21 protein-coding genes, 1 tRNA gene and 1 other RNA gene are annotated in these 19185 nt (G+C 64.7%); 7 read left to right on the top strand and 16 right to left on the bottom strand.

The annotated features are described in order from the left end of the window. Nucleotides 1–155 precede the first annotated feature (155 nt). A complete protein-coding gene (locus E3T39_RS15480) occupies nucleotides 156–1328 on the top strand; it encodes an XdhC family protein (RefSeq protein WP_134516724.1) in 1173 nt (390 codons plus the stop codon). Beyond that, nucleotides 1325–2056, top strand: a complete 732-nt coding sequence (locus E3T39_RS15475; protein ID WP_134516723.1) for a PIG-L family deacetylase — start codon at nucleotides 1325–1327, stop codon at nucleotides 2054–2056. The genes E3T39_RS15480 and E3T39_RS15475 overlap by 4 nt, the downstream gene beginning before the upstream one ends. Nucleotides 2057–2141: 85 nt before the next feature. Here E3T39_RS15475 and ssrA read toward each other — a convergent pair. The 5 genes from ssrA to prfB all read right to left on the bottom strand — a co-directional run bounded on the left by ssrA (nucleotide 2142) and on the right by prfB (nucleotide 6399). After that, nucleotides 2142–2516: a transfer-messenger RNA gene (gene ssrA / locus E3T39_RS15470) on the bottom strand. Nucleotides 2517–2635: 119 nt separating this feature from the next. After that, complete coding sequence (gene smpB / locus E3T39_RS15465) at nucleotides 2636–3112, bottom strand: SsrA-binding protein SmpB (protein WP_092108491.1); 477 nt, start codon at nucleotides 3110–3112, stop codon at nucleotides 2636–2638. A gap of 106 nt (nucleotides 3113–3218) precedes the next feature. Beyond that, nucleotides 3219–4133 (bottom strand): permease-like cell division protein FtsX, encoded by a 915-nt coding sequence (ftsX, locus tag E3T39_RS15460; RefSeq protein WP_134516722.1) that lies wholly within the window; start codon nucleotides 4131–4133, stop codon nucleotides 3219–3221. Then, the gene (ftsE, locus tag E3T39_RS15455) at nucleotides 4130–5209 is read right to left on the bottom strand and encodes a cell division ATP-binding protein FtsE (protein WP_134516721.1); all 1080 of its coding nucleotides are present in this window, start codon (nucleotides 5207–5209) and stop codon (nucleotides 4130–4132) included. Before ftsE ends, ftsX begins: the two co-directional genes overlap by 4 nt. A gap of 77 nt (nucleotides 5210–5286) precedes the next feature. Then, complete coding sequence (gene prfB, locus E3T39_RS15450) at nucleotides 5287–6399, bottom strand: peptide chain release factor 2 (RefSeq protein WP_104192894.1); 1113 nt, start codon at nucleotides 6397–6399, stop codon at nucleotides 5287–5289. Nucleotides 6400–6494: 95 nt separating this feature from the next. Here prfB and E3T39_RS15445 point away from each other — a divergent pair, with 95 nt between their 5' ends. The 3 genes from E3T39_RS15445 (at nucleotide 6495) to E3T39_RS15435 (ending at nucleotide 9101) form a co-directional block, all read left to right on the top strand. Continuing rightward, complete coding sequence (locus E3T39_RS15445; protein WP_134516720.1) at nucleotides 6495–7781, top strand: MFS transporter; 1287 nt, start codon at nucleotides 6495–6497, stop codon at nucleotides 7779–7781. 225 nt (nucleotides 7782–8006) lie between these two features. After that, nucleotides 8007–8444, top strand: coding sequence for a nitroreductase family deazaflavin-dependent oxidoreductase (locus E3T39_RS15440; RefSeq protein WP_134516719.1), 438 nt, complete (start codon nucleotides 8007–8009; stop codon nucleotides 8442–8444). Next, entirely contained in the window at nucleotides 8445–9101 is a 657-nt protein-coding gene (locus tag E3T39_RS15435) for a pentapeptide repeat-containing protein (RefSeq protein WP_134516718.1), read from the top strand. Nucleotides 9102–9151: 50 nt separating this feature from the next. On the opposite strand, the gene E3T39_RS15430 is transcribed toward E3T39_RS15435, so the two are convergent. The 11 genes from E3T39_RS15430 to E3T39_RS15385 all read right to left on the bottom strand — a co-directional run bounded on the left by E3T39_RS15430 (nucleotide 9152) and on the right by E3T39_RS15385 (nucleotide 17705). Then, nucleotides 9152–10036, bottom strand: coding sequence for an EamA family transporter (locus tag E3T39_RS15430; RefSeq protein WP_134516717.1), 885 nt, complete (start codon nucleotides 10034–10036; stop codon nucleotides 9152–9154). Between the two features lie 84 nt (nucleotides 10037–10120). Continuing rightward, nucleotides 10121–10390 (bottom strand): hypothetical protein, encoded by a 270-nt coding sequence (locus tag E3T39_RS15425; RefSeq protein WP_134516716.1) that lies wholly within the window; start codon nucleotides 10388–10390, stop codon nucleotides 10121–10123. 249 nt (nucleotides 10391–10639) lie between these two features. Further along, the gene (locus E3T39_RS15420) at nucleotides 10640–11086 is read right to left on the bottom strand and encodes a pilus assembly protein TadG-related protein (protein WP_134516715.1); all 447 of its coding nucleotides are present in this window, start codon (nucleotides 11084–11086) and stop codon (nucleotides 10640–10642) included. Next, a complete protein-coding gene (locus E3T39_RS15415; RefSeq protein ID WP_241979751.1) occupies nucleotides 11083–11469 on the bottom strand; it encodes a hypothetical protein in 387 nt (128 codons plus the stop codon). Before E3T39_RS15415 ends, E3T39_RS15420 begins: the two co-directional genes overlap by 4 nt. A gap of 46 nt (nucleotides 11470–11515) precedes the next feature. Continuing rightward, entirely contained in the window at nucleotides 11516–11947 is a 432-nt protein-coding gene (locus E3T39_RS15410) for a TadE/TadG family type IV pilus assembly protein (RefSeq protein ID WP_241979750.1), read from the bottom strand. Nucleotides 11948–11956: 9 nt separating this feature from the next. Next, on the bottom strand, nucleotides 11957–12133 hold the full coding sequence (locus E3T39_RS16210; RefSeq protein WP_166784150.1) for a hypothetical protein: 177 nt from the start codon (nucleotides 12131–12133) through the stop codon (nucleotides 11957–11959). Nucleotides 12134–12174: 41 nt separating this feature from the next. Further along, the gene (locus tag E3T39_RS15405) at nucleotides 12175–13107 is read right to left on the bottom strand and encodes a type II secretion system F family protein (protein ID WP_134516713.1); all 933 of its coding nucleotides are present in this window, start codon (nucleotides 13105–13107) and stop codon (nucleotides 12175–12177) included. A gap of 16 nt (nucleotides 13108–13123) precedes the next feature. Then, nucleotides 13124–13981: a type II secretion system F family protein gene (locus E3T39_RS15400; RefSeq protein WP_134516712.1), complete on the bottom strand. Its 858-nt coding sequence runs from the start codon at nucleotides 13979–13981 to the stop codon at nucleotides 13124–13126. Continuing rightward, a complete protein-coding gene (locus tag E3T39_RS15395; protein WP_134516711.1) occupies nucleotides 13978–15210 on the bottom strand; it encodes a TadA family conjugal transfer-associated ATPase in 1233 nt (410 codons plus the stop codon). Before E3T39_RS15395 ends, E3T39_RS15400 begins: the two co-directional genes overlap by 4 nt. A 178-nt stretch (nucleotides 15211–15388) precedes the next feature. Then, complete coding sequence (locus tag E3T39_RS15390; RefSeq protein ID WP_134516710.1) at nucleotides 15389–16204, bottom strand: 3-hydroxybutyrate dehydrogenase; 816 nt, start codon at nucleotides 16202–16204, stop codon at nucleotides 15389–15391. A 94-nt stretch (nucleotides 16205–16298) separates the two neighbouring features. Further along, nucleotides 16299–17705: an MFS transporter gene (locus E3T39_RS15385; RefSeq protein ID WP_134516709.1), complete on the bottom strand. Its 1407-nt coding sequence runs from the start codon at nucleotides 17703–17705 to the stop codon at nucleotides 16299–16301. A gap of 159 nt (nucleotides 17706–17864) precedes the next feature. On the opposite strand from E3T39_RS15385, the gene E3T39_RS15380 reads away from it, so the two are divergent. Further along, nucleotides 17865–18809 carry a LysR family transcriptional regulator gene (locus E3T39_RS15380; protein ID WP_134516708.1) on the top strand — a complete coding sequence of 315 codons (945 nt, stop codon included), beginning with the start codon at nucleotides 17865–17867 and terminating at the stop codon, nucleotides 18807–18809. 41 nt (nucleotides 18810–18850) lie between these two features. Beyond that, nucleotides 18851–18932: transfer RNA gene (locus tag E3T39_RS15375), tRNA-Leu, on the top strand. Nucleotides 18933–19185 lie beyond the last annotated feature (253 nt).

The raw sequence follows: 19185 nt of genomic DNA, 5'->3' as shown, positions 1-19185 counted from the left end.
CATCATGGTGCATGACTGGCTCAGGCACCGCGCGAGATGAATCGCGACGGCACCTGAAACTTTTGGGCCTGCTGGTCACGGTAGCGTTCATCGCATACCGAATTGGTCGGCGCGCGTCCGGCTGCTGGCGCCACGCAAATAGAAGGAACACCGATATGCGCGAAGTTTTGGACACACTCCTCACCGGCTGGGAGAGCGGTGCCACCGCCGGCCTGGCTACGGTCGTGCGCACCTTCCAGTCCGCGCCGCGACCGGCCGGTGCTTCCATGCTGGTCAGCGCCGACGGGACCGTGGCCGGATCGGTCTCGGGTGGCTGCGTCGAGGGCGCCGTCTATGACCTGGCCGCTCAGGTAGCGCAGGACGGCGTGCCGGTGCTCGTGCGCTACGGCATCAGCGACGACGACGCCTTCGCCGTGGGGCTCACCTGCGGCGGCATCCTCGATGTCTTCGTTGAACCCGTCTCCCGCGCCACCTTCGCCTTGCTCGATGGCGTGCACGACGATGTGGCTGCCGGTCGCCCGGTGGGGGTGGCCACGGTGATCGAGCACCCGGATGCCGGCTGGATCGGCCGACACCTCGTGGTGCGACCGCACGGGTTCGAGGGCGACGTCGGCTCTGACCGAGCCAACCACGCCATTGGCGACGACACCCAGGGTCTGCTCGCCGCCGGTCGCAACACCACGCTGACCTACGGTCCAGACGGGCAGCGGCGCGGCCAGGGCCTGCGCGTCTTTTTCGCGAGCTACGCACCCAGGCCGCGCCTGCTCGTGTTCGGGGCGATCGACTTTGCCACCGCCCTGGCCCGGCTCGGAACCTTTCTCGGCTACCGGGTCACGGTCTGCGACGCTCGCGGCGTGTTCGCGACGGCCGCCCGGTTTCCGGGCGTCGACGAGGTCGTGGTGAGCTGGCCAGACCGCTATCTGCGCGAGCAGATCGCCGGCGGCTTCATCGATCACCGCACGGTGATCTGCGTGCTCACCCACGACCCCAAATTTGACGTTCCCCTGCTCGAAGCGGCCCTGCACGGCCCGCCCGTGGCCTACATCGGCGCGATGGGGTCGCGGCGCACCCACGTTGACCGCGTGGAGCGCCTGCGTGCTGTCGGTGTCACCGACGCGGAGCTGGCCCGGCTCCGCAGTCCGATCGGCCTTGACCTCGGCTCGCGCACCCCGGAGGAGACTGCCGTTTCGATCGCCGCCGAGATTATTGCGCTGCAGTGGGGCGGCAGCGGGGAGCCGCTGCACACGCTGGTCAGTTCTATTCACGGCGACTCTTTTCACCACGACGACCTCGTCGGCCCCGATGGGCAGACGTTGGTTGAGGCATGAACATTCTCGACTCCGTCACCTCGGCGCTGTTCGTCCACGCGCACCCCGACGACGAGACCATCAGCACCGGCGGCCTCATCGCGCATCTCGCGAGCCGCAACATCCGGGTCAGCCTGGTCACTGCGACGCGCGGTGAGCGTGGAGAGGTCGTCGCTGGAGGGCTCTCCCCGCTTGCCGGAACCGCAGCCCTGGCCGAGGAGCGCGAGCGCGAACTCGCGCGCGCTGCCGTCACGCTCGGCGTCGACGAGGGCTTCTGGCTCGGCGAAGCGCCGGCGCGCGCGCCCGGGCTCCCCCCTCGCCGTTACCGCGACTCCGGGATGCAGTGGATTCGCCCGGGGCTGGCCGGTCCGGCACCCGATTCCGATACGGATGCCCTCGCTCGCGCACCGCTCGCCGAGGTCACCGCGGACATCGTCGCGGTACTGCAGCACGTGCGACCAGACCTCGTCATCAGCTACGACGCGACCGGCGGTTACGGTCACCCCGACCACGTGCGCGTCCACGACGCCGCGCTCGCCGCCAGCCGCAGCCTAGCGATCCCCTACGCCGAGATTCTCGATACTCCCGCAGCGGATGCCCAATGGTTCGACCTCGACGCCGAACGCACCGTCGTCGTGGCCGCCCTGCGCTTTCATGCCAGCCAGCTCACCGTTCACGGAGACGACATCGTGCACTCCGGCGGCCAGCGCGACGCCATCCGCACCGCGATCGGCCTGCGCCTGCGCTGACCAGCCGCATCCGGTTAAACACAGCTGGCCGCCCGATTGGGCGGCCAGCTGTGAGAAGAAACTCAACAACGTGTGACAGAACCGATGGTGGAGATGCGGGGAATTGAACCCCGGTCCACTGCTGTGGTCATATGCCTTCTACGGGTGTATCCAGTGAAGTCGCTTTCTCGGCCCCGGAATTTGCCACTGGCATCTACTCCGACAGGCCCAGCCTTCGTTTAAGTCCCTCTACGCCCCGTGGCTCAATGTAGAAGCAAGCTCTCTAAATGGCGTCAGGATCCGGGTAGAGAGCATTCCCGGTCTGGCGGACTTCTTTAGTGCTTTCGCTTAGGCAGCGAGAGCGAAGTCAGTGCGGTTTGATTTGGCACTTATTGTTTTGCAGAGATCGTTTACGAGATAACCCTGCATCCTCGACCCGCTTCTCACAATTGCGCAAACAATGTCGAAACCGATCATCCCCATACACATCGCGCCCGGCGTCTTAATCAACTCCGGGGCCGGCGATGGGTTCGTGTCACACGCTGTTGAGTTACCAAACTGCACCTTGGGTGCAGCCCTCCATACTACTACAGAAGCTGGCTAGTCGCCGAGGTGGCGCTGCGCCGACATCGCGCGATCCGATTCGCGCTTGTCGGTGCGTTCCCGCAACGTCTGGCGCTTGTCGTACTCTTTCTTGCCCTTCGCCACGGCAATTTCCACCTTGGCCCGACCGTCCGCAAAATAGATGCGCAGCGGAATGAGCGTGTAGCCGCCTTCTTTGGTCTTGTGGCTGATCTTCACGATCTCCTTCTTGTGCAGAAGGAGTTTGCGCTTGCGGCGCGGCGGGTGGTTGGTCCACGATCCACCGGAGTACTCCGGAATGTGCACCGCATCAAGCCAAGCCTCGCCGCCCTCGATGAAGGCATAGCCGTCGACCAGGGTCGCCCGACCGGCTCGGAGCGATTTGACCTCGGTGCCGCTCAAAACCATTCCGGCCTCGTAGGTGTCACTGATGAGGTAGTCGTGTCTGGCCTTGCGGTTGGTCGCTACGACCTTTTCGCCACGTTCCCTGGGCATGTGTTCACCTCGATTCTTTTTCTTCAAGCGGATGCCGTTTGCCGATTCGGCAGACAGCCCACCAGTCTAGCGGAACCGGCGGCCGTGCCCGGCATCCGCTTGCGGGCTAGACCTTGAGGTAACGAGTGATCGCAAAGTTCGCCGAGAACGCGGCGAGTACCGCACCGACGACGAGCAAAATGGGCACCACGACGAGCGCATCATCCATGCCAACCAGGGCGAAGCCGGTGAGCCTCGCACCGAGGTAGCCCTGCACAAAGAAGTACACGAGCGCAACAATCGCGCCGCCGGCCAGCAGCGAGCCGAGCAGCGCCGCGAAGACGCCCTCCAGAATGAACGGCGTCTGGATGAACCGATTGCTCGCGCCCACCAATCGCATGATGCCCAGCTCACGTCGCCTCGAGAACGCCGACAAACGGATGGTGGTGGCGATCAGAAGCGCCGCTGCAATGAGCATCAACCCGGCGATACCGATGGCCGTGTAGCTCGCCACATTGAGCACCGAGAAGATCTGGTCGAGGTATTTGCGCTGGTCAGCGACATTCTCTACGCCGGCGACCCCCGACAGGCTCTCCACCAGCACCGCGGACTGGGACGGGTCTTTCAGGTTCACCCAGAACGTCTGGTTGAGCTGGTCGGCCGTGACGTAGTCGGCGACCGGGTTGTCGGCGAACTGCTTCTTGAAGTTCTCGAAGGCCTGCTCGTGCGTCTCGAAATAGTAGTTGTCGATGAAGGACGCCAGGGTCGGTGACTTCAGCTGGGCTTCCACCGCGGCGATCTGCTCCGGTGACGCGTCGCCGCCGGTGCAGGTTTCGCCCGGCGAAATATCGGAGCACATGTAGATGCCGACCTGCGCTTTGTCGTACCAGAAGTTCTTCATCTGGCCGATCTGCATCTGCATGAGAATGGCCGCACCGACGAAGGTGAGCGAGATGAAGGTCACGAGCACGACGGAGACGACCATCGACGCATTGCGCCGAAGACCATTCGCGGCTTCGGACAGCACCAAACCGAGCCTCATCGGGTCGGCCCCACGTTCTGTTCGCCCGTTTGATCGGGTTTCTCCCCCGGCGCCCGCAGCCCGAGTTTCTCGGCCAGAGTGAGCTGTTCCGGGTCATCGTTCGGGGCGACCGGCAGCACTGGGCGTGTCATCGGCGGCGCCGGTGTCGCGAGAACTTCGTCGACAACAGGGGGGTCGGCGGGAGGCGCAGCGATCGGTGCCGGCGCTACGACCGCCGCCGCGGCAACAGCAGCAGCCGCGGCCTGGTGCAACGACACGGAGGTTTCGGGAACCGGCGCAGAGGGGTGCGTCAGCGATGGCTCAGGCGCAGCGGCGGGCCGGGCGTAGGCGACGGGCGCCGGCTCGCTGGCCGGGGCATCCGCTGTCGACGCCGGCACGATGGTGGGAATAGAGGCAGTGGCGTAGCCGCCCTGACGCTCGTCACGCACGATCTCACCGTGCACGAGTTCGATCACCCGGCGCTGCATCTGGTCGACGATGCCGGCCTCGTGGGTGGCCATGATCACCGTGGTACCGCCGGCGTTGATGCTCGCGAGCAGCGACATGATCTCGGCGCTTGTGGTGGGGTCGAGGTTTCCGGTGGGCTCATCGGCCAGCAGAATCTGCGGCTTGTTCACGATGGCGCGGGCGATGGCCACACGCTGCTGTTCGCCACCGGAGAGTTCGTGGGGCAGACGCTGCGCCTTTTCCGCCAGGCCGACCATCTTGAGGGTGTCGGGCACGGCTTCCTGAATGAAGCCGCGGCTCTTGCCGATGACCTGCAGGCTGAAGGCGACGTTGTCGAATACGGTCTTGTTCGGCAGTAGACGAAAGTCCTGAAAGACGACACCCATGTTGCGGCGAAAGTAAGGAACCTTGCGGTTGGAGATCGACCTCAGGTCCTGGCCGAGCACGTGAATGCTGCCGCTGGTCGGCTTTTCCTCCTTGAGCACGAGCCGCAGGCAGCTCGATTTGCCCGATCCGGAGGCGCCGACCAGAAAGACGAATTCGCCTCGCAAAATCTCGACGTCGATCGAGTTCAGTGCCGGCCGAGTGGTGCCGGGATACTTCTTGGATATGTGATCAAAACGGATCATAGCTCTTAGAGCCTAGGCATCCGCGGGCGTTTTCCCTACAGCGACATACCCGCCGGCGCCGAAGCCTCAGCATCCGTTTAGTCTTCGGGAGCCTTCTTGCGCCAGCGGATGCCGGCCGAGATGAATCCGTCGAGGTCGCCGTCAAAGACGTTGCTGGGGTTGTTCACCTCATATTCGGTGCGCAGGTCCTTAACCATTTGGTAGGGCGCGAGCACGTAGCTGCGCATCTGGTCGCCCCAGCTCGCGGTGATGTTGCCGGCGAGTTCTTTCTTGGTCGCGGCTTCTTTCTCGCGCTCAAGCACCAATAGTCGCGACTGCAACACGCGCATGGCGGCCGCGCGGTTCTGAATCTGGCTTTTCTCGTTTTGGCAGCTCACCACCGTGCCGGTGGGCAGGTGGGTGATGCGCACGGCCGAGTCGGTGGTGTTGACGGACTGGCCGCCGGGGCCGCTGGAACGGAAGACGTCGACGCGAATGTCGCCGTCTGGCACCTCGATCGATTCGGTCTGTTCGATCAGGGGAACCACCTCGACCGCCGCGAAGGAGGTCTGCCGCTTGCCGGCCGAGTTGAACGGGCTCATGCGCACCAGACGGTGTGTGCCGGCCTCGACGCTGAGCGTGCCGAAGGCGTAGGCGGCGTCAACCTCGAAGGTGGCGCTCTTGATGCCGGCCTCCTCGGCGTAGCTAATGTCGAGCACGGTGGTGCGGTAGTCATGCTGTTCGGCGTAGCGCAGGTACATGCGTAACAGCATCTCGGCGAAGTCGGCCGCGTCCACTCCCCCGGCACCGGCACGAATGGTGATAACGGCGTTACGTTCGTCGAATTCGCCGTTGAGGAGGGTCTGTACCTCGAGCTCGCCGAGCAGTTTCTGCAGGCTGGCGAGTTCGACGGTGGCCTCATCGGCCAGTTCCTGGTCGCCCTGGCCGTCGTTGGCCATCTCCACGAGAGTTTCAAGATCGTCGAGCCTCGTCGTGATGCTCTCGATGCGCGCCAGCTGCGCCTGCCGGTGGCTGAGGTCGCTCGTCACCTTCTGCGCGTGCTCGGTGTCGTCCCACAAATCGGGCATGCCGGCCTCGCCGCTGAGGTCGTCGATGTCCGCGCGCAGTCGATCAATGTCGATCACCGAACGGATGTCGCCAAAGGTGGTCCGCAGCGCGGCGATCTGTACTGAGAAATCCAAGTCAATCATGTTCTGTTCAGCCTACCGGGCGAAGTCTGCGGTGGGGCAGGCACGGCAAGCACGCGGAAAGCGCGGAGTGAGTGCACCGGGGTAGCATCGAATCGATGAGCAACGACGAGCGCCCCTTTAGCCTGCGCTCGGTCGCCCTGGTGGCGTTTCTGCCGACGCTGCTCTTTTCGATCGGTGAGGGCGCCATCATCCCCTTGATTCCGGTGGTTGCGAGTGACCTCGGAGCGTCCCTCGCCATCGCGGGAGTAATCGCGGCGATGGTCATGCTCGGCGAACTCGTCGGTGATATTCCCAGCGGCTGGATTGTCTCGCGCATTGGGGAGCGCAATGCGATGATCTGGGCGTCCGCTTTGACTATCGGTGCCGTGATCGTGTGCATTCTCGCTCCCAACCCGCTCGTGCTCGGCCTCGGTATTTTTCTGGTGGGCCTCGCCACGGCAATCTTCGCGCTCGCCCGGCATGCCTTCATGACCAACTACGTGCCGCTGGTCTATCGGGCCCGCGCGCTGTCAACCCTCGGCGGCGTGTTTCGGGCCGGCTGGTTTGTGGGCCCGTTTCTCTCGGCGGGACTGATCCACCTGACCGGCGGCACCCAGGCCGTGTTCTGGGTGTTCATCGTCTGTTGCGTCGGTGCCTCAGTGCTGCTGCTGTTGTTGCCGGACCCATCGAAGACATTTGCCGTTCCCTCCGCTGGTAAAACTGTATTCGACGCCACCGCCACGACCGCGGGAGCAATCAGCAGCACCGGAACGGCGCGGCCGGCCGTGCCCGTCCAGGGCCTGTTCCAAACCATTTGGAGTCACCGCGGAGTGCTGCTGCGGCTCGGTACCGGCGCCGGCCTGATCGGTGCCATGCGAGCCACCCGCACGGTCATGCTCCCGCTCTGGGCGGTCAGCATCGGCATCAGCACCCCCGACACAGCGCTCATCATCGGCATCGCCGGCGGTATCGACTTCGCCCTGTTTTATGCCAGCGGCCAAATCATGGACAGATTCGGTCGCATCTGGAGCGCACTGCCGTCAATGATCGGGCTCGGCGCTGGTCACCTGGCGCTCGCGTTTACGCACGACCTGCCGAGCAATGTGGAATGGTTCATCGGCGTGGCCATGTTTCTGTCGCTGGCCAATGGGATCGGCAGCGGCCTGCTCATGACCCTCGGTGCCGATCTGGCTCCCCGCCCGAATCCCGCGCCGTTTCTCGGCGCCTGGCGGTTCACGGCCGACTTCGGCAGCGCCGCCGCCCCGCTGGCCGTCGCGGGCATCACCGCCCTGGCCTCGCTCTCGGTCGCGAGCGGACTAATGGGGGTTGTCGGCCTGTGCGGTGCTGTTCTGCTGCGCCGTTACCTTCCCCGGTACGCCCCGCACCGCCCCCGCCAGTTCTAACCGCGAAATCTGGTGGCGGTCCCGGCGCTCAATCCCACGCCCAGCCAGCCAGCGGCGCATAACGCCTGCAGTTTGCGAGCCAACCAGAGAACTTCCTTGACATTGCGGGCATCCGCACATCGGGGCCCACGATGTGCAGGAGTTATGCTCCCGACGTCGTGAAGTACGACTCGCCGGTACCGGCCGGGTGGAATGTTCCCAGCGGCTCGGGCGTTGCTTCGGAGTATGCCCCTCATCGGAGAATACGAACCAAGCACCTCCCAGTGGGTGCGCGACCAGGTCGACCAGATCGAGAAGTCCGGCGGCACGGAGGGAACGACCCTGCGCGGCATGCCCGTGATCGTGCTGACCACCGTCGGGGTGAAAAGCGGCAAGCTCCGCAAGGCACCGCTGATGCGCGTCGAACACAACGGCCAGTACGCCGTCGTCGCCTCACTCGGCGGCAGCCCCAAGAATCCGGTCTGGTACGCCAATGTCGTGGCGCACCCCGAGGTCGAACTACAAGACGCCACGAAGAAGTGGGATATGCGCGCCCGCGAAGTCACCGGCGCCGAAAAGACCGTCTGGTGGGAGCGTGCCGTGGCTGCATTCCCCGACTACGCCCACTACCAGGTCAAGACCGAGCGCGAGATTCCCGTCTTCGTGCTCGAACCCATCGAATAAGTGGCGAAAGCAACCACCCGCAAGGCGTCGATCGACCGCATCATCCTGCCCGACCTCGTTGACGACGATGGCGTGCTGCTGCGTACCGGTGACGCCCGCGAAGCCGAGCGGTACACCGGCATTGACCTGGATGGCCGCGACCTCACCGGCATCACCTTCGAGGAGTGCGAATTTAGCAAGGTGTCCCTGCACGAGACCGCACTGCGCGGGGCATCCTTTTCGGAGTGCCTCGCGACCGACCTCCACGCGCCGGTGTTCAGCGCGCCGCGCTCCAGCTGGCGGGACGTACGCATCGAGCACGCTCGGCTCGGCTCGGTCGAGGCCTACGAGGCGACGATGCGTTCAGTGCACATCGACGGCTCGAAGCTCGATTTCGTGAACCTGCGCAACGCCACCCTGACCGACGTGCTCCTCAGCAACTGCATCATCGAGGAACTCGACCTCGGCAGCGCCACCGTGCAGCGACTCGAGCTGCAGAACTGCCGCATCAGCACCCTCGAGATCGGTGGCGCCAAGCTCAAGGACGTCGACCTGCGCTCGAGTGATTTCTCGGCCGTGCACGGCCTTGAGGGACTGCGCGGCGCGACGATCGACGACGCCCAACTGAGCCTGCTGGCACCGTTGTTGGCCGCGCACCTCGGCCTGCGCGTCGAATAACGCCGTTCGTTGAGTGGATGCCACGGCCCTGCCCCGCAGACTCATCAGCCCTAAGGGATGGCGGTCGCGGTCAGCTCAAGGTCGTACATTGGCCGATCACGCTGGGTCGCGATCGCTGCTCCGGCCGCCACGCAGACGACGACGATGGCGATCTGCTGCAGCAGTGTGAAGGTCTCGCCCAGCACGAGCGCGCCGAACCCGGCCGCGATAACCGGTCCAAAGCTGGTGATTATCGCGTACAGGCGCGGGCTGATCCGCCGCAGAATGTAGGTGTCGAGCGTGTACGGAAATGCCGAGGAGACCACGCCCACGAGCAGGAGCAGTCCCACGACGCCCCAGGTGAAGGCCGACAGATCGAGGGTGAACAGCGCGATCGGTACCACGATCACCAGGCTGACCATGCTCGCAACTGAGATGCCTTCCAGTCCCGCGAATTCGGTCGCCACCCGGCGGGTGAGCAGGATGTAGAAGAACCACGAGGCCGCTGCGGTGAGCGCGAGCACAATGCCGAGCACGTTGAGCGTGCCGTCCGACCAGGTCAGCAGAAAGACTCCTCCGGCAGCGGCCGCAGCGCACACGAAGTCCAGGACGCGGCGGCTCGTGATCAAAGCCAGGGCGAAGGGCCCCAGAAATTCAATCGTGGCCGCAATGCCGAGTCCGAGGATGCTGACGGCCTGGTAGAAGGTGAGATTCATGACGGCGAGCACGACGCCGAGGGCCAACGCCGGCCAGATTCGGGCCCAGGTCAGGTTTTTCAACTTGGGCCGGGCGAGCGGCAGCACGACGATAACCATGACGATCTGGCGGGCCGCGACCACGATGGGCGAACCGACGACGGGAATGAGCAGTCCGGCCAGAGATGAGCCAAAGTTGATGCTGACCTCGGTGGCGAGCTGAGCTCCCGCACCGCTCAGTTTGTCCCGCCTGGTACGCACACTGCTCCTGTCGGCGCCATCAGGGCACCTACCGACAGTACCGCTCGCGGCATCCGCTCTCGAAATGCGGGCGCGAGCGGCCGGCTACAGCTGCAGCGGAATGAACTGGTATTCGCTCGTGAGGTGCTCGTGCCGGCACGACCCGCAGTAGAGCACGCCGGAGACGCGCATGGCGTCGACCCGCGACGCACACTGGATCACCTTGGGGCCGCAGCACGGTGAGATCACCATGTATCCGCCCGATTCGGCCGGGTCGTGACCGCTGAGTCCGCGGTCGTGATGCACGCCCTCGCAGGGGAGGAGTGAATCGAAGTCGAGCTCGTCCACGACGTGTTCGTCCAGTAACGCATCCATGATTCACAGCCGATCTCGGTCTTGCACGGCCGCCGGGTTGGGCCACGTCAACCGGCGGCGACCAGCCCGGATGAACGACGACCTGAGATCGCCGGCACTACCAACCGGGGACCGGGGCTGGCACGGTGTCGACCGCGGTACAAAAAAGCCTGAAGCCTCCTACGAGGTAGGAGGCTTCCATGTCGACTACGTGTCTGTGTAGCGTACGCTTCTATCCTGAAATTACCAGTGCGACTTTGTGTGCCCCGTCTAATGAAACACCGCCCGGGACACCGCCGTCACCTCCAGTGGCACCCCGTCGGGCACCACGAGGGTAAGCACGGGTGGACGCCACCACGATCGCAGCGTCACCGACGCGCTCTGCCCATCAGCGGATGCCGCGCTCGTCACGGTGAGCGCCTCGAAGGAGTCGTGCGGAACGAGGCGCAAATACTCACCGACCGCCGCCGAAACGTCTCCCGATCTCAGCTGCGGCCGCGGCCCGACCACACCGACCTGCACCGCGTCGAGGGTGAACGCCTCAGACCCGGCAAGCGCTGCACCGTCGGCGAGGCCGAGCAGCCGCTTGTGTTCGAGGTAGAGCGACGTCGCCGACAGGGCCACGAGCACGAGGCTCAGCGCCAGAAAGCCATAAAAAATGGTGAGCAACAGGGTCGAACCCGCTTCGTTCGACGCGGGCGACCGGCGCCCGGTCATCCGAGGCCGCCAAATCGGGACACCATCTGCGTTGAGGCCGCTGTCATCGGCACGCTCGCGCTCTGGTTCAGTGCAAGCATGTCGGGCACCAGCGGCAGGGCAATGCCGATTCGCACGGTGACCGTCACGAGCCCGCGGCTGGTCAAACAGCGACTGGTTCCGCCGGCGCACTCGATCTGCACTTCAGCGTCGCCCGGGTCGAGCCCGTAATCCGAGAGCGCGAAGGCAACGGCTCGATGGGCCCGCGCCGTCGCGGTGCCCTCGTCGGGGGCCTGCACGTAGACTCGGGCCGCCTGCCGGGCGGCTCCCTCGACGGCGAGCGCACCACCCTGCAGAGCGGACAGTGCGAGCACCAAATAGACCAGGGGCACCAGCAGGATCATGCCCGCCGTGATGAATTCCAGCGAAGCCGAGCCCGCCTCAGACCACCTACTGCAACGATTCGACCGCAGCATGAGCGACCACGTCCAATCCGCGCGGGGCACCGAGCAAGCCCATAAGCGGTAGCGGCGCGATCACCCGAACTTCGACAGTGGGATATCCGGCACTCATTCCGTACTGGACGACGACATCGGTGGCATAGGTCGCTCCAATAGCTGTCGTGATCAGATCGCGGGTGCGTTGTGCGCCCGCAGGCAGACTGCTGTCGGCGAGCGCGGCGTAGCGGGCGCCCTCGGCCGCGGCGTCGAGCACTGTGTTGCGAATGTGCAGCGCGAGGGCCAGCTGCATGACCATGAGCGTCAGAAAGGTCAGCAATGACACCACCATGACGAATTCGGCCACGGCGGAACCCGCCTCGTCTCGCAACGGGGTGCGGCGCAGCGAGGCGCGGCGCCGCATCCGCTTATCGAATTTGGGCATGTCGACCGGTCAGAAACTGCTCACGCGATCCATGGCCTGCTGGAACACCCCGCTGAGCGCCGGGCCGGCGAGTCCCCAGATGATCAAAACCAAGCCGGCCGTCATCAGAGTTATCAGCACCCAGCCTGGCACGTCTCCTGTTTCATCGCGGAGCAGGGTGTTGAAGCGGCGCATGATTCCGGTCATGTCATTCTCTTTTCTCGTGGGGTGGATGGTGAAGTGGAGCGTCAGAACCCGGCCTGCAGCACGACAAGTCCGGGAAAAACAGCGAAGAGAACAGTCATCGGGAGAATAAGAAAGACCAGCGGCACGAGCATCGCAACTTCTTTCTTTCCTGCCAACTCAAGCAGCGTGCGCTTCGTCTGGTCGCGGGAATCCTGCGCCTGCGCCCGCAGCACCTCGGCCAGTGGCGACCCCCGGTCCAGCGCACCGGTGACCTGATCGACAAACCGAGTCACCTCCGGCAACTGGATGCTGCGCGACAGCGACTGCAGTGCCGAACCAATGGGAATCCCGGTATGAACGTCGGCGACCACGCCCGCGAATTCGCGAGACAGCTCCCCCGTGCTGGTGAGCGACACCCGTCGAATCGAATCCAGAATGCCTTCTCCCGCCGACAGCGACAGGGTGAGGAATTCAAGAATGGTCGGCAGTTCGCTGCGCATACGAGCCAGTCTGGCGGTGGCTGCACGCTGGAGCAGCCAATCCCGCAGAATGGCGCCCCCGACCGCGGCCACGAACGGCACGACCAGACGGGCAGGCAGTAACAGCTCGGGCAGGGCAACGATGGTGATCACCGTTCCAGCGGCAAACGCCAGCAAGGCCCAGACGAGCTGCACGGAACGAAACTCCTCGACCGTCTTCACCGACCCGGATTGGTGCAGTCGGCGCGCAACGGTCTCGCTGCCGCCGAGAAGACTCGACAACCCCCGTGTGAGCGCGCCGAACAGCGGTGCGAACAGGGTTCCCAGCACGGGAATCGGGTTCACCGTTTGCCGGGCGACGATGCGACGAGCTTCGGGAGAAATATCAAGAATGTAGGGCACGACGCGGTCGATCAGGCGGGGCCTGGTCAGCCGCGGCGTCAAGCTCACGAGCGACCACAACCCCACACCGAGGCCCGTTCCGCACAACACGGCCCAGCCGAGTGCGGCGCTCATCGGCGGCACCCGCCGACTAGGCGAACCATCGGCGTTCCTCCGGAAGTCGACCGAGAGCAATCATCACTCGATAGGCGATGACCGACAGGGCCAGTCCGCTCGCGATCACGACGATGCCGGCCGGCGAGTTGTAGGCAATGGCCGCTTCGGGGCGGGAGGCGAGCAGAATGAGGATGATCCACGGTGCCGCAACGCCGAGTCGGGCGGCGTTCACGACCCACGACTGGCGGGCCTCCACTTCGAGCCGCACAGCGGCATCCTGGCGCAGCCAGGCCGCTAGGCTGCGCAGTACGACAGTGAGGTCGCTGCCGCCAACTTCGCGAGCCATCCGCAGCGTCTCGAGAATGCGGTCGGCAACCGGGTCAGCGAGAGATCGTTTGAGCTCGTCAACGCAGTAGCTGAAATTGCCGGTCGCGCGATATTCACGCTCGAATTGGGCGAAGGCGATTCGGGTCCCGATCGGACCGGCCTGGGCGAGGCTGCTCACGCTGTCTGGCAATGCCAATCCGGAGCGGAGCGCCGACACCAGATGGTCGACGACGTCGGGCCACACCGTGCGATTGGCTCGGCGCCGGGCCGCCGCCCGCCACGACACGATCGACCAGGGCAGCAGCAGCCCGGCCAAACCGGCGACAGCGCTGAGCGCGAGCACCGCGAAGATTCCGTGCACCAGGGCAGCGGATGCCACACCCACGATCGCCGACAGTGCCAGGAACGCCGGAACCGGAACGGACCGCAGCCCGCCCTGCACCAGGCGCACCCGCATCCGCTCCCCCACGCCCGTGCGCTTGGCAGCGGACGCGACTGGCCAGAGGAACGGTGAAAGAACGAGCACGATTCCGCTCCCAAGCAGGCACCCCAGCACGAGCGTCATGCGGCGCCCTGCCGTAAGACCTGGGCCGGGTCGACGCCGGCTGCACGAAACTTGGCGAGCTTGGTGGGATGCGAACCGGTCGGCTCAAGGTGGCCATGCGGCGAGAGGAAGAGGGGGCTCGCCTCGATGGTCGAGCCCGCCAACTGGCCGCTCGGGGCGATGATTTCGGTGACCCGCCTGCGGCCGTGGCGATCGATCTCGCAGTGCACGACGATGTCGATGCAGCCCGCCACGGTCGGCAGCACGAACGAGGAGTCAATGTTGCGGCCGGCCAGCAGCGGCAGGGTCGAAAGTTTCGCGAGCGCGTCCCTGGCGCTGTTGGCGTGAATCGAGCACATTCCGGGCAGCCCGCTGTTCAGGGCGATGAGCAGATCGAGACTTTCTGCCTCGCGCACCTCGCCCACCACGAGCCGGTCGGGCCGCATCCGCAGCGACTCCTTGATCAGCCGCCGCAGGGTGATCTCCCCGGTTCCCTCCAGGCTCGGTTGCCGGCACTGCATCGCGACGACATCGCGGGCCGACAGGTCGAGTTCGAAGGTCTCCTCAACGGTCACGATGCGTTCGCCCGGCCGGGTCGACGAGAGCAGGGCGTTCAGCATCGTGGTTTTGCCGGTCTGGGTGGCGCCGGAGACCAGAATATTCTGCCCACCCAGCACGCAAATCCGAAGAAAATCGGCTGCCTGCTGGGTGAGCGCGCCGAGCCCGACCAGCTGGTTGAGATCGCGGATGCGCCGGGTGAACTTGCGAATGTTCACCGCCCAATACTTACGCGTTATGTCCGGAATCACCACGTGCAGCCGTGAACCGTCGGGTAGCGAGGCGTCAACGAACGGCGAGGAGAGGTCGACGCGGCGACCGGAGGCCTGCAGCATCCGCTCGACCAGGTCACGCACATCTTGCTCGCCGAGCAGCAGCGTGGTCAGCTCGGGCACCCCGTCTCGTGCTACGAACACTCGGGCCGGACCATTGATCCAGATTTCTTCGATCTCCGGATCGTCGAGAAATGGCTGCAGCACTCCGAATCCGGTGAGCGCTGCCACGACCTCGCGGGCGGCCTGGTGCTCATCGGCGATCATCGGCGCGAGCCCGCCGAGCGCCCGCTCACTGTAGCGGCGCAGTTCGTCGCGCACGTACTGTTCCACCAACGCGTTGTCGGCCGCGAGGTCAACGCCCTCGCGGCGCACCCGCAGTCGAACCTGCTCTGTAATGATACGAACGGCTTCGGTCATCCCCGAATGATGGCCCGATTTATGATTCTTCGCCTAAGTTGTCCACAGGGCTTGTTTTTTACTGCGCTGAACAGCAAAAATGATCGCACCGGATGCCGGGGCATCCGTTGCGATCATTCGTCTCGACCCGCTGAGACCGCCCAGGGCAGCCGACCAGCCTTATCGGGCCGACCCACCCTTATCGGGCCGACCAGCCGCCATCCATCGTGTAGCTCGCCCCGGTGACCATGGCGGCGTCGTCCGAGGCGAGCCACGCCACGAGCGAGCCGACCTCGGCCGGTTCAACCAGCCGTTTGATCGCGCTCTCGGTGAGCATGATCTTGCTGAGCACGTCGGATTCCGGAATTCCGTGCACGAGCGCCTGGTCGGTGATCTGCTTCTCGACCAGCGGCGTGCGCACATAGCCGGGAGCCACACAATTGCTGGTGACCCCGTGCGCGCCACCCTCCAGGGCGGTCACCTTGGACAACCCTTCGAGTCCGTGCTTGGCCGACACATACGCGCTTTTGAACGGCGAGGCCCGAATGCCGTGTACCGACGACACATTGATGATGCGCCCGAAGTTCGCCGCATACATCTGCGGCAGCACGGCTCGAATCAGCAGGAACGGCGCCTCCAGCATGAGCGTGAGGATGTTGTGGAAGTCGGCCGGCTTAAAGTCCTGGATCGGGTTGATGCGCTGGATTCCAGCATTGTTGACCAGGATGTCGACCCCCGTGAGCGCGGACGCGAGCGCATCATCGGTGAGGGCGGCGGTATCCATGAGGTTGACGGTCCAGACCGACCCGCCGACCTCCTCGGCGAGCGCGGCAGCACCCGCCGTGTCGATGTCGGCGACGACGACGTGCGCGCCGCGGGCGGCAAGCGCCCGAACGACGGCGGCGCCGATTCCGCTCGCACCGCCGGTAACGACGGCGCGACGCCCGGAGAGGGGCTGCGCGCCGGTACGAACGGGGGCGGCGTTGACGCTGCCGGCGTGGGTGAGATCAGTCATGATGTTCCTTTGGTTGCACGATCACTGCACGGGCAGGTTTGTGGGAGACGAGGCACCACCGGCGCCTCACCTCCCTGACCCAGTTGCTCGAGGGTCAGTCGCCGGTACCGACGGGCTCGAGCCCGTGCTTGCGGGCGTCGACAGCGTCGACCTCGCGCAGCGACGCTCCCCTGGTCTCCTTGAGCGTGACCACGGCGACCACCGTGATGGCGCAGGCGATCATGATGTAGATCGCGACCGGAACCCAGCTGTTGTATTGCTGCAGCAGAGCGGAGGCGATGATCGGCGCCATCGAGCCGGCCAGAATCGAGGTGACCTGGTAGCCGAGGGACACACCGGAGTAGCGCATGCGAGTCGGGAACATTTCGCTCATAATGGCGGGCTGGCCCGCGTACATCAGGGCGTGGAAGCACAGCCCGACCGTGACGGCCAGAATGATCAGCACCGGGTTGAGGGTATCGAACATGGGGAAGGCGAAGAACGCCCAGGTGGCACCGAGCACGGCGCCGGCCAGATAGACGGGCTTGCGGCCGACGCGGTCGGAGAGACGACCGACCTGGGGAATGACGATGAAGTGCACAACGTGCGCGATGAGCAGGGCGATCAGCAACTGGCCGGTGTCGTATTCGTGCACTGTCTTGAGGTAGACGATCGTGAAGCTCACGATGATGTAGTACAAAATGTTTTCGGCGAACCGCAGGCCCATGGCTCCGAGGATGCCCTTGGGGTACTTGCGTACGACCTCGAGCACGCCGTAGTTGACGGCCTTCTCGGCTTCGACCTGCGCGCGGGCCTCGAGGAAGATCGGGGCTTCACTGACGTGGGTGCGAATGTAGTAGCCGATGACGACGATGATCGCGGAGAGCCAGAAGGCCACGCGCCAGCCCCAGCTGAGGAACTGTTCGGGCGGAAGGATCCACGTCATGGTGAGCAGCACCAGGGTGGCGAGCAGGTTGCCCACCGGAACGGCGGCCTGAGGCCAGCTCGACCAGAAGCCTCGGGACTGGTTCGGGCTGTGCTCGGCGACGAGCAGGACGGCGCCGCCCCATTCGCCACCGACGGCGAATCCCTGGATGAAGCGCAGGGCCACGAGCAGGGCCGGCGCCCAGTAGCCGATGGTGTCGAAGCCGGGCAGGCATCCCATCAGGAAGGTGGCGGCACCAACCATGATGATGGTCACCTGCAGGGTGTGCTTGCGGCCGAGTTTGTCACCGATCTGACCGAAAACGATGCCGCCAAGCGGGCGGGCGATGAAGCCGACCGCATAGGTGAGGAAGGCGGCAATGATGCCGTCGAGCTCGCTGCCAGCGTTCGGAAAGAAGACCGTACCGAAGACCAGGCTCGCGGCGGTCGCGTAGAGGAAGAACTCGTACCACTCCACGACCGTGCCGACCATGGAAGCGGCAACGATTTTCTTCAGGCCGGATTTCTCGGTTTCGCCGCCGGCGTTGCGCGTAGCTTTGCCGGAACCGGCAGCCCCAACGCGGTGATTGACACTCATTGTCTGTCTCCTTTGTGTCGGCAATGACACGTAGTTACGGTGAGAGGATGCGGAAAGATTGCGGTCGTCTTAACAAAATCACGACCTAACTGAGTATTCACGCACGACGGGCGGGCAACAAGAGCCAAAACACCAGAGCGCGTGTGCATAATTGCAGATATGACCTTTTCCGCCATCGGTTCCGTTCCCAATCCCGATGATCTCCTCATCTTTCTCGCGGTCGCCCGCACCGGCCGATTCACGACCGCGGCTGACAGCCTGGGCCTAAACCACACCACCGTGTCTCGGCGCATCGCCGCCCTCGAAAAGGTCCTCGACGGCCGTCTACTGGCACGCGCCATGGGCGGGTGGGAACTGACCGAGCTCGGAGAACGCGCTCGCACCGCGGCCGAGGGGGTGGAATCTGCCGTCAGCCTACTGCGTGGTTCCGACGCCGAAGCCCAACAGATCTCCGGTGTGGTGCGTATGTCGGCGACGGACGGCTTCAGCGCCTATATCGCTGCTCCGGCCGTGGCCGTACTCCAGCGCCGACATCCGCTCTTGCGAGTCGAAATCGTCACCGTCACCCGCCGCGCCCTGCAGCACCGTTCAGGGCTGGATATTGAAGTCGTCGTGGGTGAGCCGCAGGTGCATCGGGCCGAGTCAATTCTGCTCGGCGACTACAGCCTCGGAATGTACGCCTCACGTCGCTACCTCAAGGCCCACGGCACACCGGCCACCATTGCCGAGCTGACCGAGCATCCGCTCGTCTATTTCGTGGATTCCATGCTTCAGGTCGACGACCTCGATGCCCCCCGACGGCTCGTGCCACAGATGCGGGAGTCGCTCAGCTCCACCAACGTATTCGTGCACGTCGAGGGAACCCGGGCCGGCGCCGGGATCGGATTTCTGCCCTGCTTCATGGCCGATCAGCATGCAGACCTGGTGCGCCTCCTTCCGGACGATTTTCAGGAACGCCTGCCGTACTGGATGGTTTTACGCACCGAGTCATTGCGGCTGCCGGCGGTCGCGGCGCTCGTCGCGGCACTCCGCGCGCAAATGGAGTCCTATGCGCCAGCACTGCTCGGCCGTAACGCCACAACAGGGACAGACCCAGCCAACTAGACCCTGCCGCGCACCTGGCCAACTAGACTAGGAAAGTACCAGCGGGAGTGGTGGAATTGGCAGACACGCAGGATTTAGGTTCCTGTGCTTTCGAGCGTGGGGGTTCAAGTCCCCTCTCCCGCACATGGTCCACATTTTTAGCACTGGTCAGCACATTGAAGGATGCTCTCTCACACGGGCGCCGTTCTCTGCTCTCTGCTCATCTAGGCTTGGCCTTCGCCGGAACGGTTTTCCAGGGGCGTTCGTTCCGTTCACTACAGGCGACTCGCTGCGGATGCCGCGGTCCGCGACCTCGAGACGAGCTCTCAACCGTCTGACGAACCCCCTGTTTCAGGGGTCGGCAGCCCGGCATTCTCTCACTATTAGGCGCTACCCT

Source organism: Cryobacterium suzukii (assembly GCF_004403185.1).
GTDB lineage: Bacteria > Actinomycetota > Actinomycetes > Actinomycetales > Microbacteriaceae > Cryobacterium > Cryobacterium suzukii.
This window is presented reverse-complemented; position numbering and strand designations above follow the sequence as displayed.

Excerpts from the sequence above, each read along its gene's own strand:
- E3T39_RS15480 (WP_134516724.1), top strand. The coding sequence starts at position 156 with ATGCGCGAAGTTTTGGACACACTCCTCACCGGCTGGGAGAGCGGTGCC.
- E3T39_RS15475 (WP_134516723.1), top strand. The coding sequence starts at position 1,325 with ATGAACATTCTCGACTCCGTCACCTCGGCGCTGTTCGTCCACGCGCAC.
- smpB (WP_092108491.1), bottom strand. The coding sequence starts at position 3,112 with ATGCCCAGGGAACGTGGCGAAAAGGTCGTAGCGACCAACCGCAAGGCC.
- ftsX (WP_134516722.1), bottom strand. The coding sequence starts at position 4,133 with ATGAGGCTCGGTTTGGTGCTGTCCGAAGCCGCGAATGGTCTTCGGCGC.
- ftsE (WP_134516721.1), bottom strand. The coding sequence starts at position 5,209 with ATGATCCGTTTTGATCACATATCCAAGAAGTATCCCGGCACCACTCGG.
- prfB (WP_104192894.1), bottom strand. The coding sequence starts at position 6,399 with ATGATTGACTTGGATTTCTCAGTACAGATCGCCGCGCTGCGGACCACC.
- E3T39_RS15445 (WP_134516720.1), top strand. The coding sequence starts at position 6,495 with ATGAGCAACGACGAGCGCCCCTTTAGCCTGCGCTCGGTCGCCCTGGTG.
- E3T39_RS15440 (WP_134516719.1), top strand. The coding sequence starts at position 8,007 with ATGCCCCTCATCGGAGAATACGAACCAAGCACCTCCCAGTGGGTGCGC.
- E3T39_RS15425 (WP_134516716.1), bottom strand. The coding sequence starts at position 10,390 with ATGGATGCGTTACTGGACGAACACGTCGTGGACGAGCTCGACTTCGAT.
- E3T39_RS15420 (WP_134516715.1), bottom strand. The coding sequence starts at position 11,086 with ATGACCGGGCGCCGGTCGCCCGCGTCGAACGAAGCGGGTTCGACCCTG.
- E3T39_RS15415 (WP_241979751.1), bottom strand. The coding sequence starts at position 11,469 with ATGATCCTGCTGGTGCCCCTGGTCTATTTGGTGCTCGCACTGTCCGCT.
- E3T39_RS15410 (WP_241979750.1), bottom strand. The coding sequence starts at position 11,947 with ATGCCCAAATTCGATAAGCGGATGCGGCGCCGCGCCTCGCTGCGCCGC.
- E3T39_RS16210 (WP_166784150.1), bottom strand. The coding sequence starts at position 12,133 with ATGACCGGAATCATGCGCCGCTTCAACACCCTGCTCCGCGATGAAACA.
- E3T39_RS15405 (WP_134516713.1), bottom strand. The coding sequence starts at position 13,107 with ATGAGCGCCGCACTCGGCTGGGCCGTGTTGTGCGGAACGGGCCTCGGT.
- E3T39_RS15400 (WP_134516712.1), bottom strand. The coding sequence starts at position 13,981 with ATGACGCTCGTGCTGGGGTGCCTGCTTGGGAGCGGAATCGTGCTCGTT.
- E3T39_RS15395 (WP_134516711.1), bottom strand. The coding sequence starts at position 15,210 with ATGACCGAAGCCGTTCGTATCATTACAGAGCAGGTTCGACTGCGGGTG.
- E3T39_RS15390 (WP_134516710.1), bottom strand. The coding sequence starts at position 16,204 with ATGACTGATCTCACCCACGCCGGCAGCGTCAACGCCGCCCCCGTTCGT.
- E3T39_RS15385 (WP_134516709.1), bottom strand. The coding sequence starts at position 17,705 with ATGAGTGTCAATCACCGCGTTGGGGCTGCCGGTTCCGGCAAAGCTACG.
- E3T39_RS15380 (WP_134516708.1), top strand. The coding sequence starts at position 17,865 with ATGACCTTTTCCGCCATCGGTTCCGTTCCCAATCCCGATGATCTCCTC.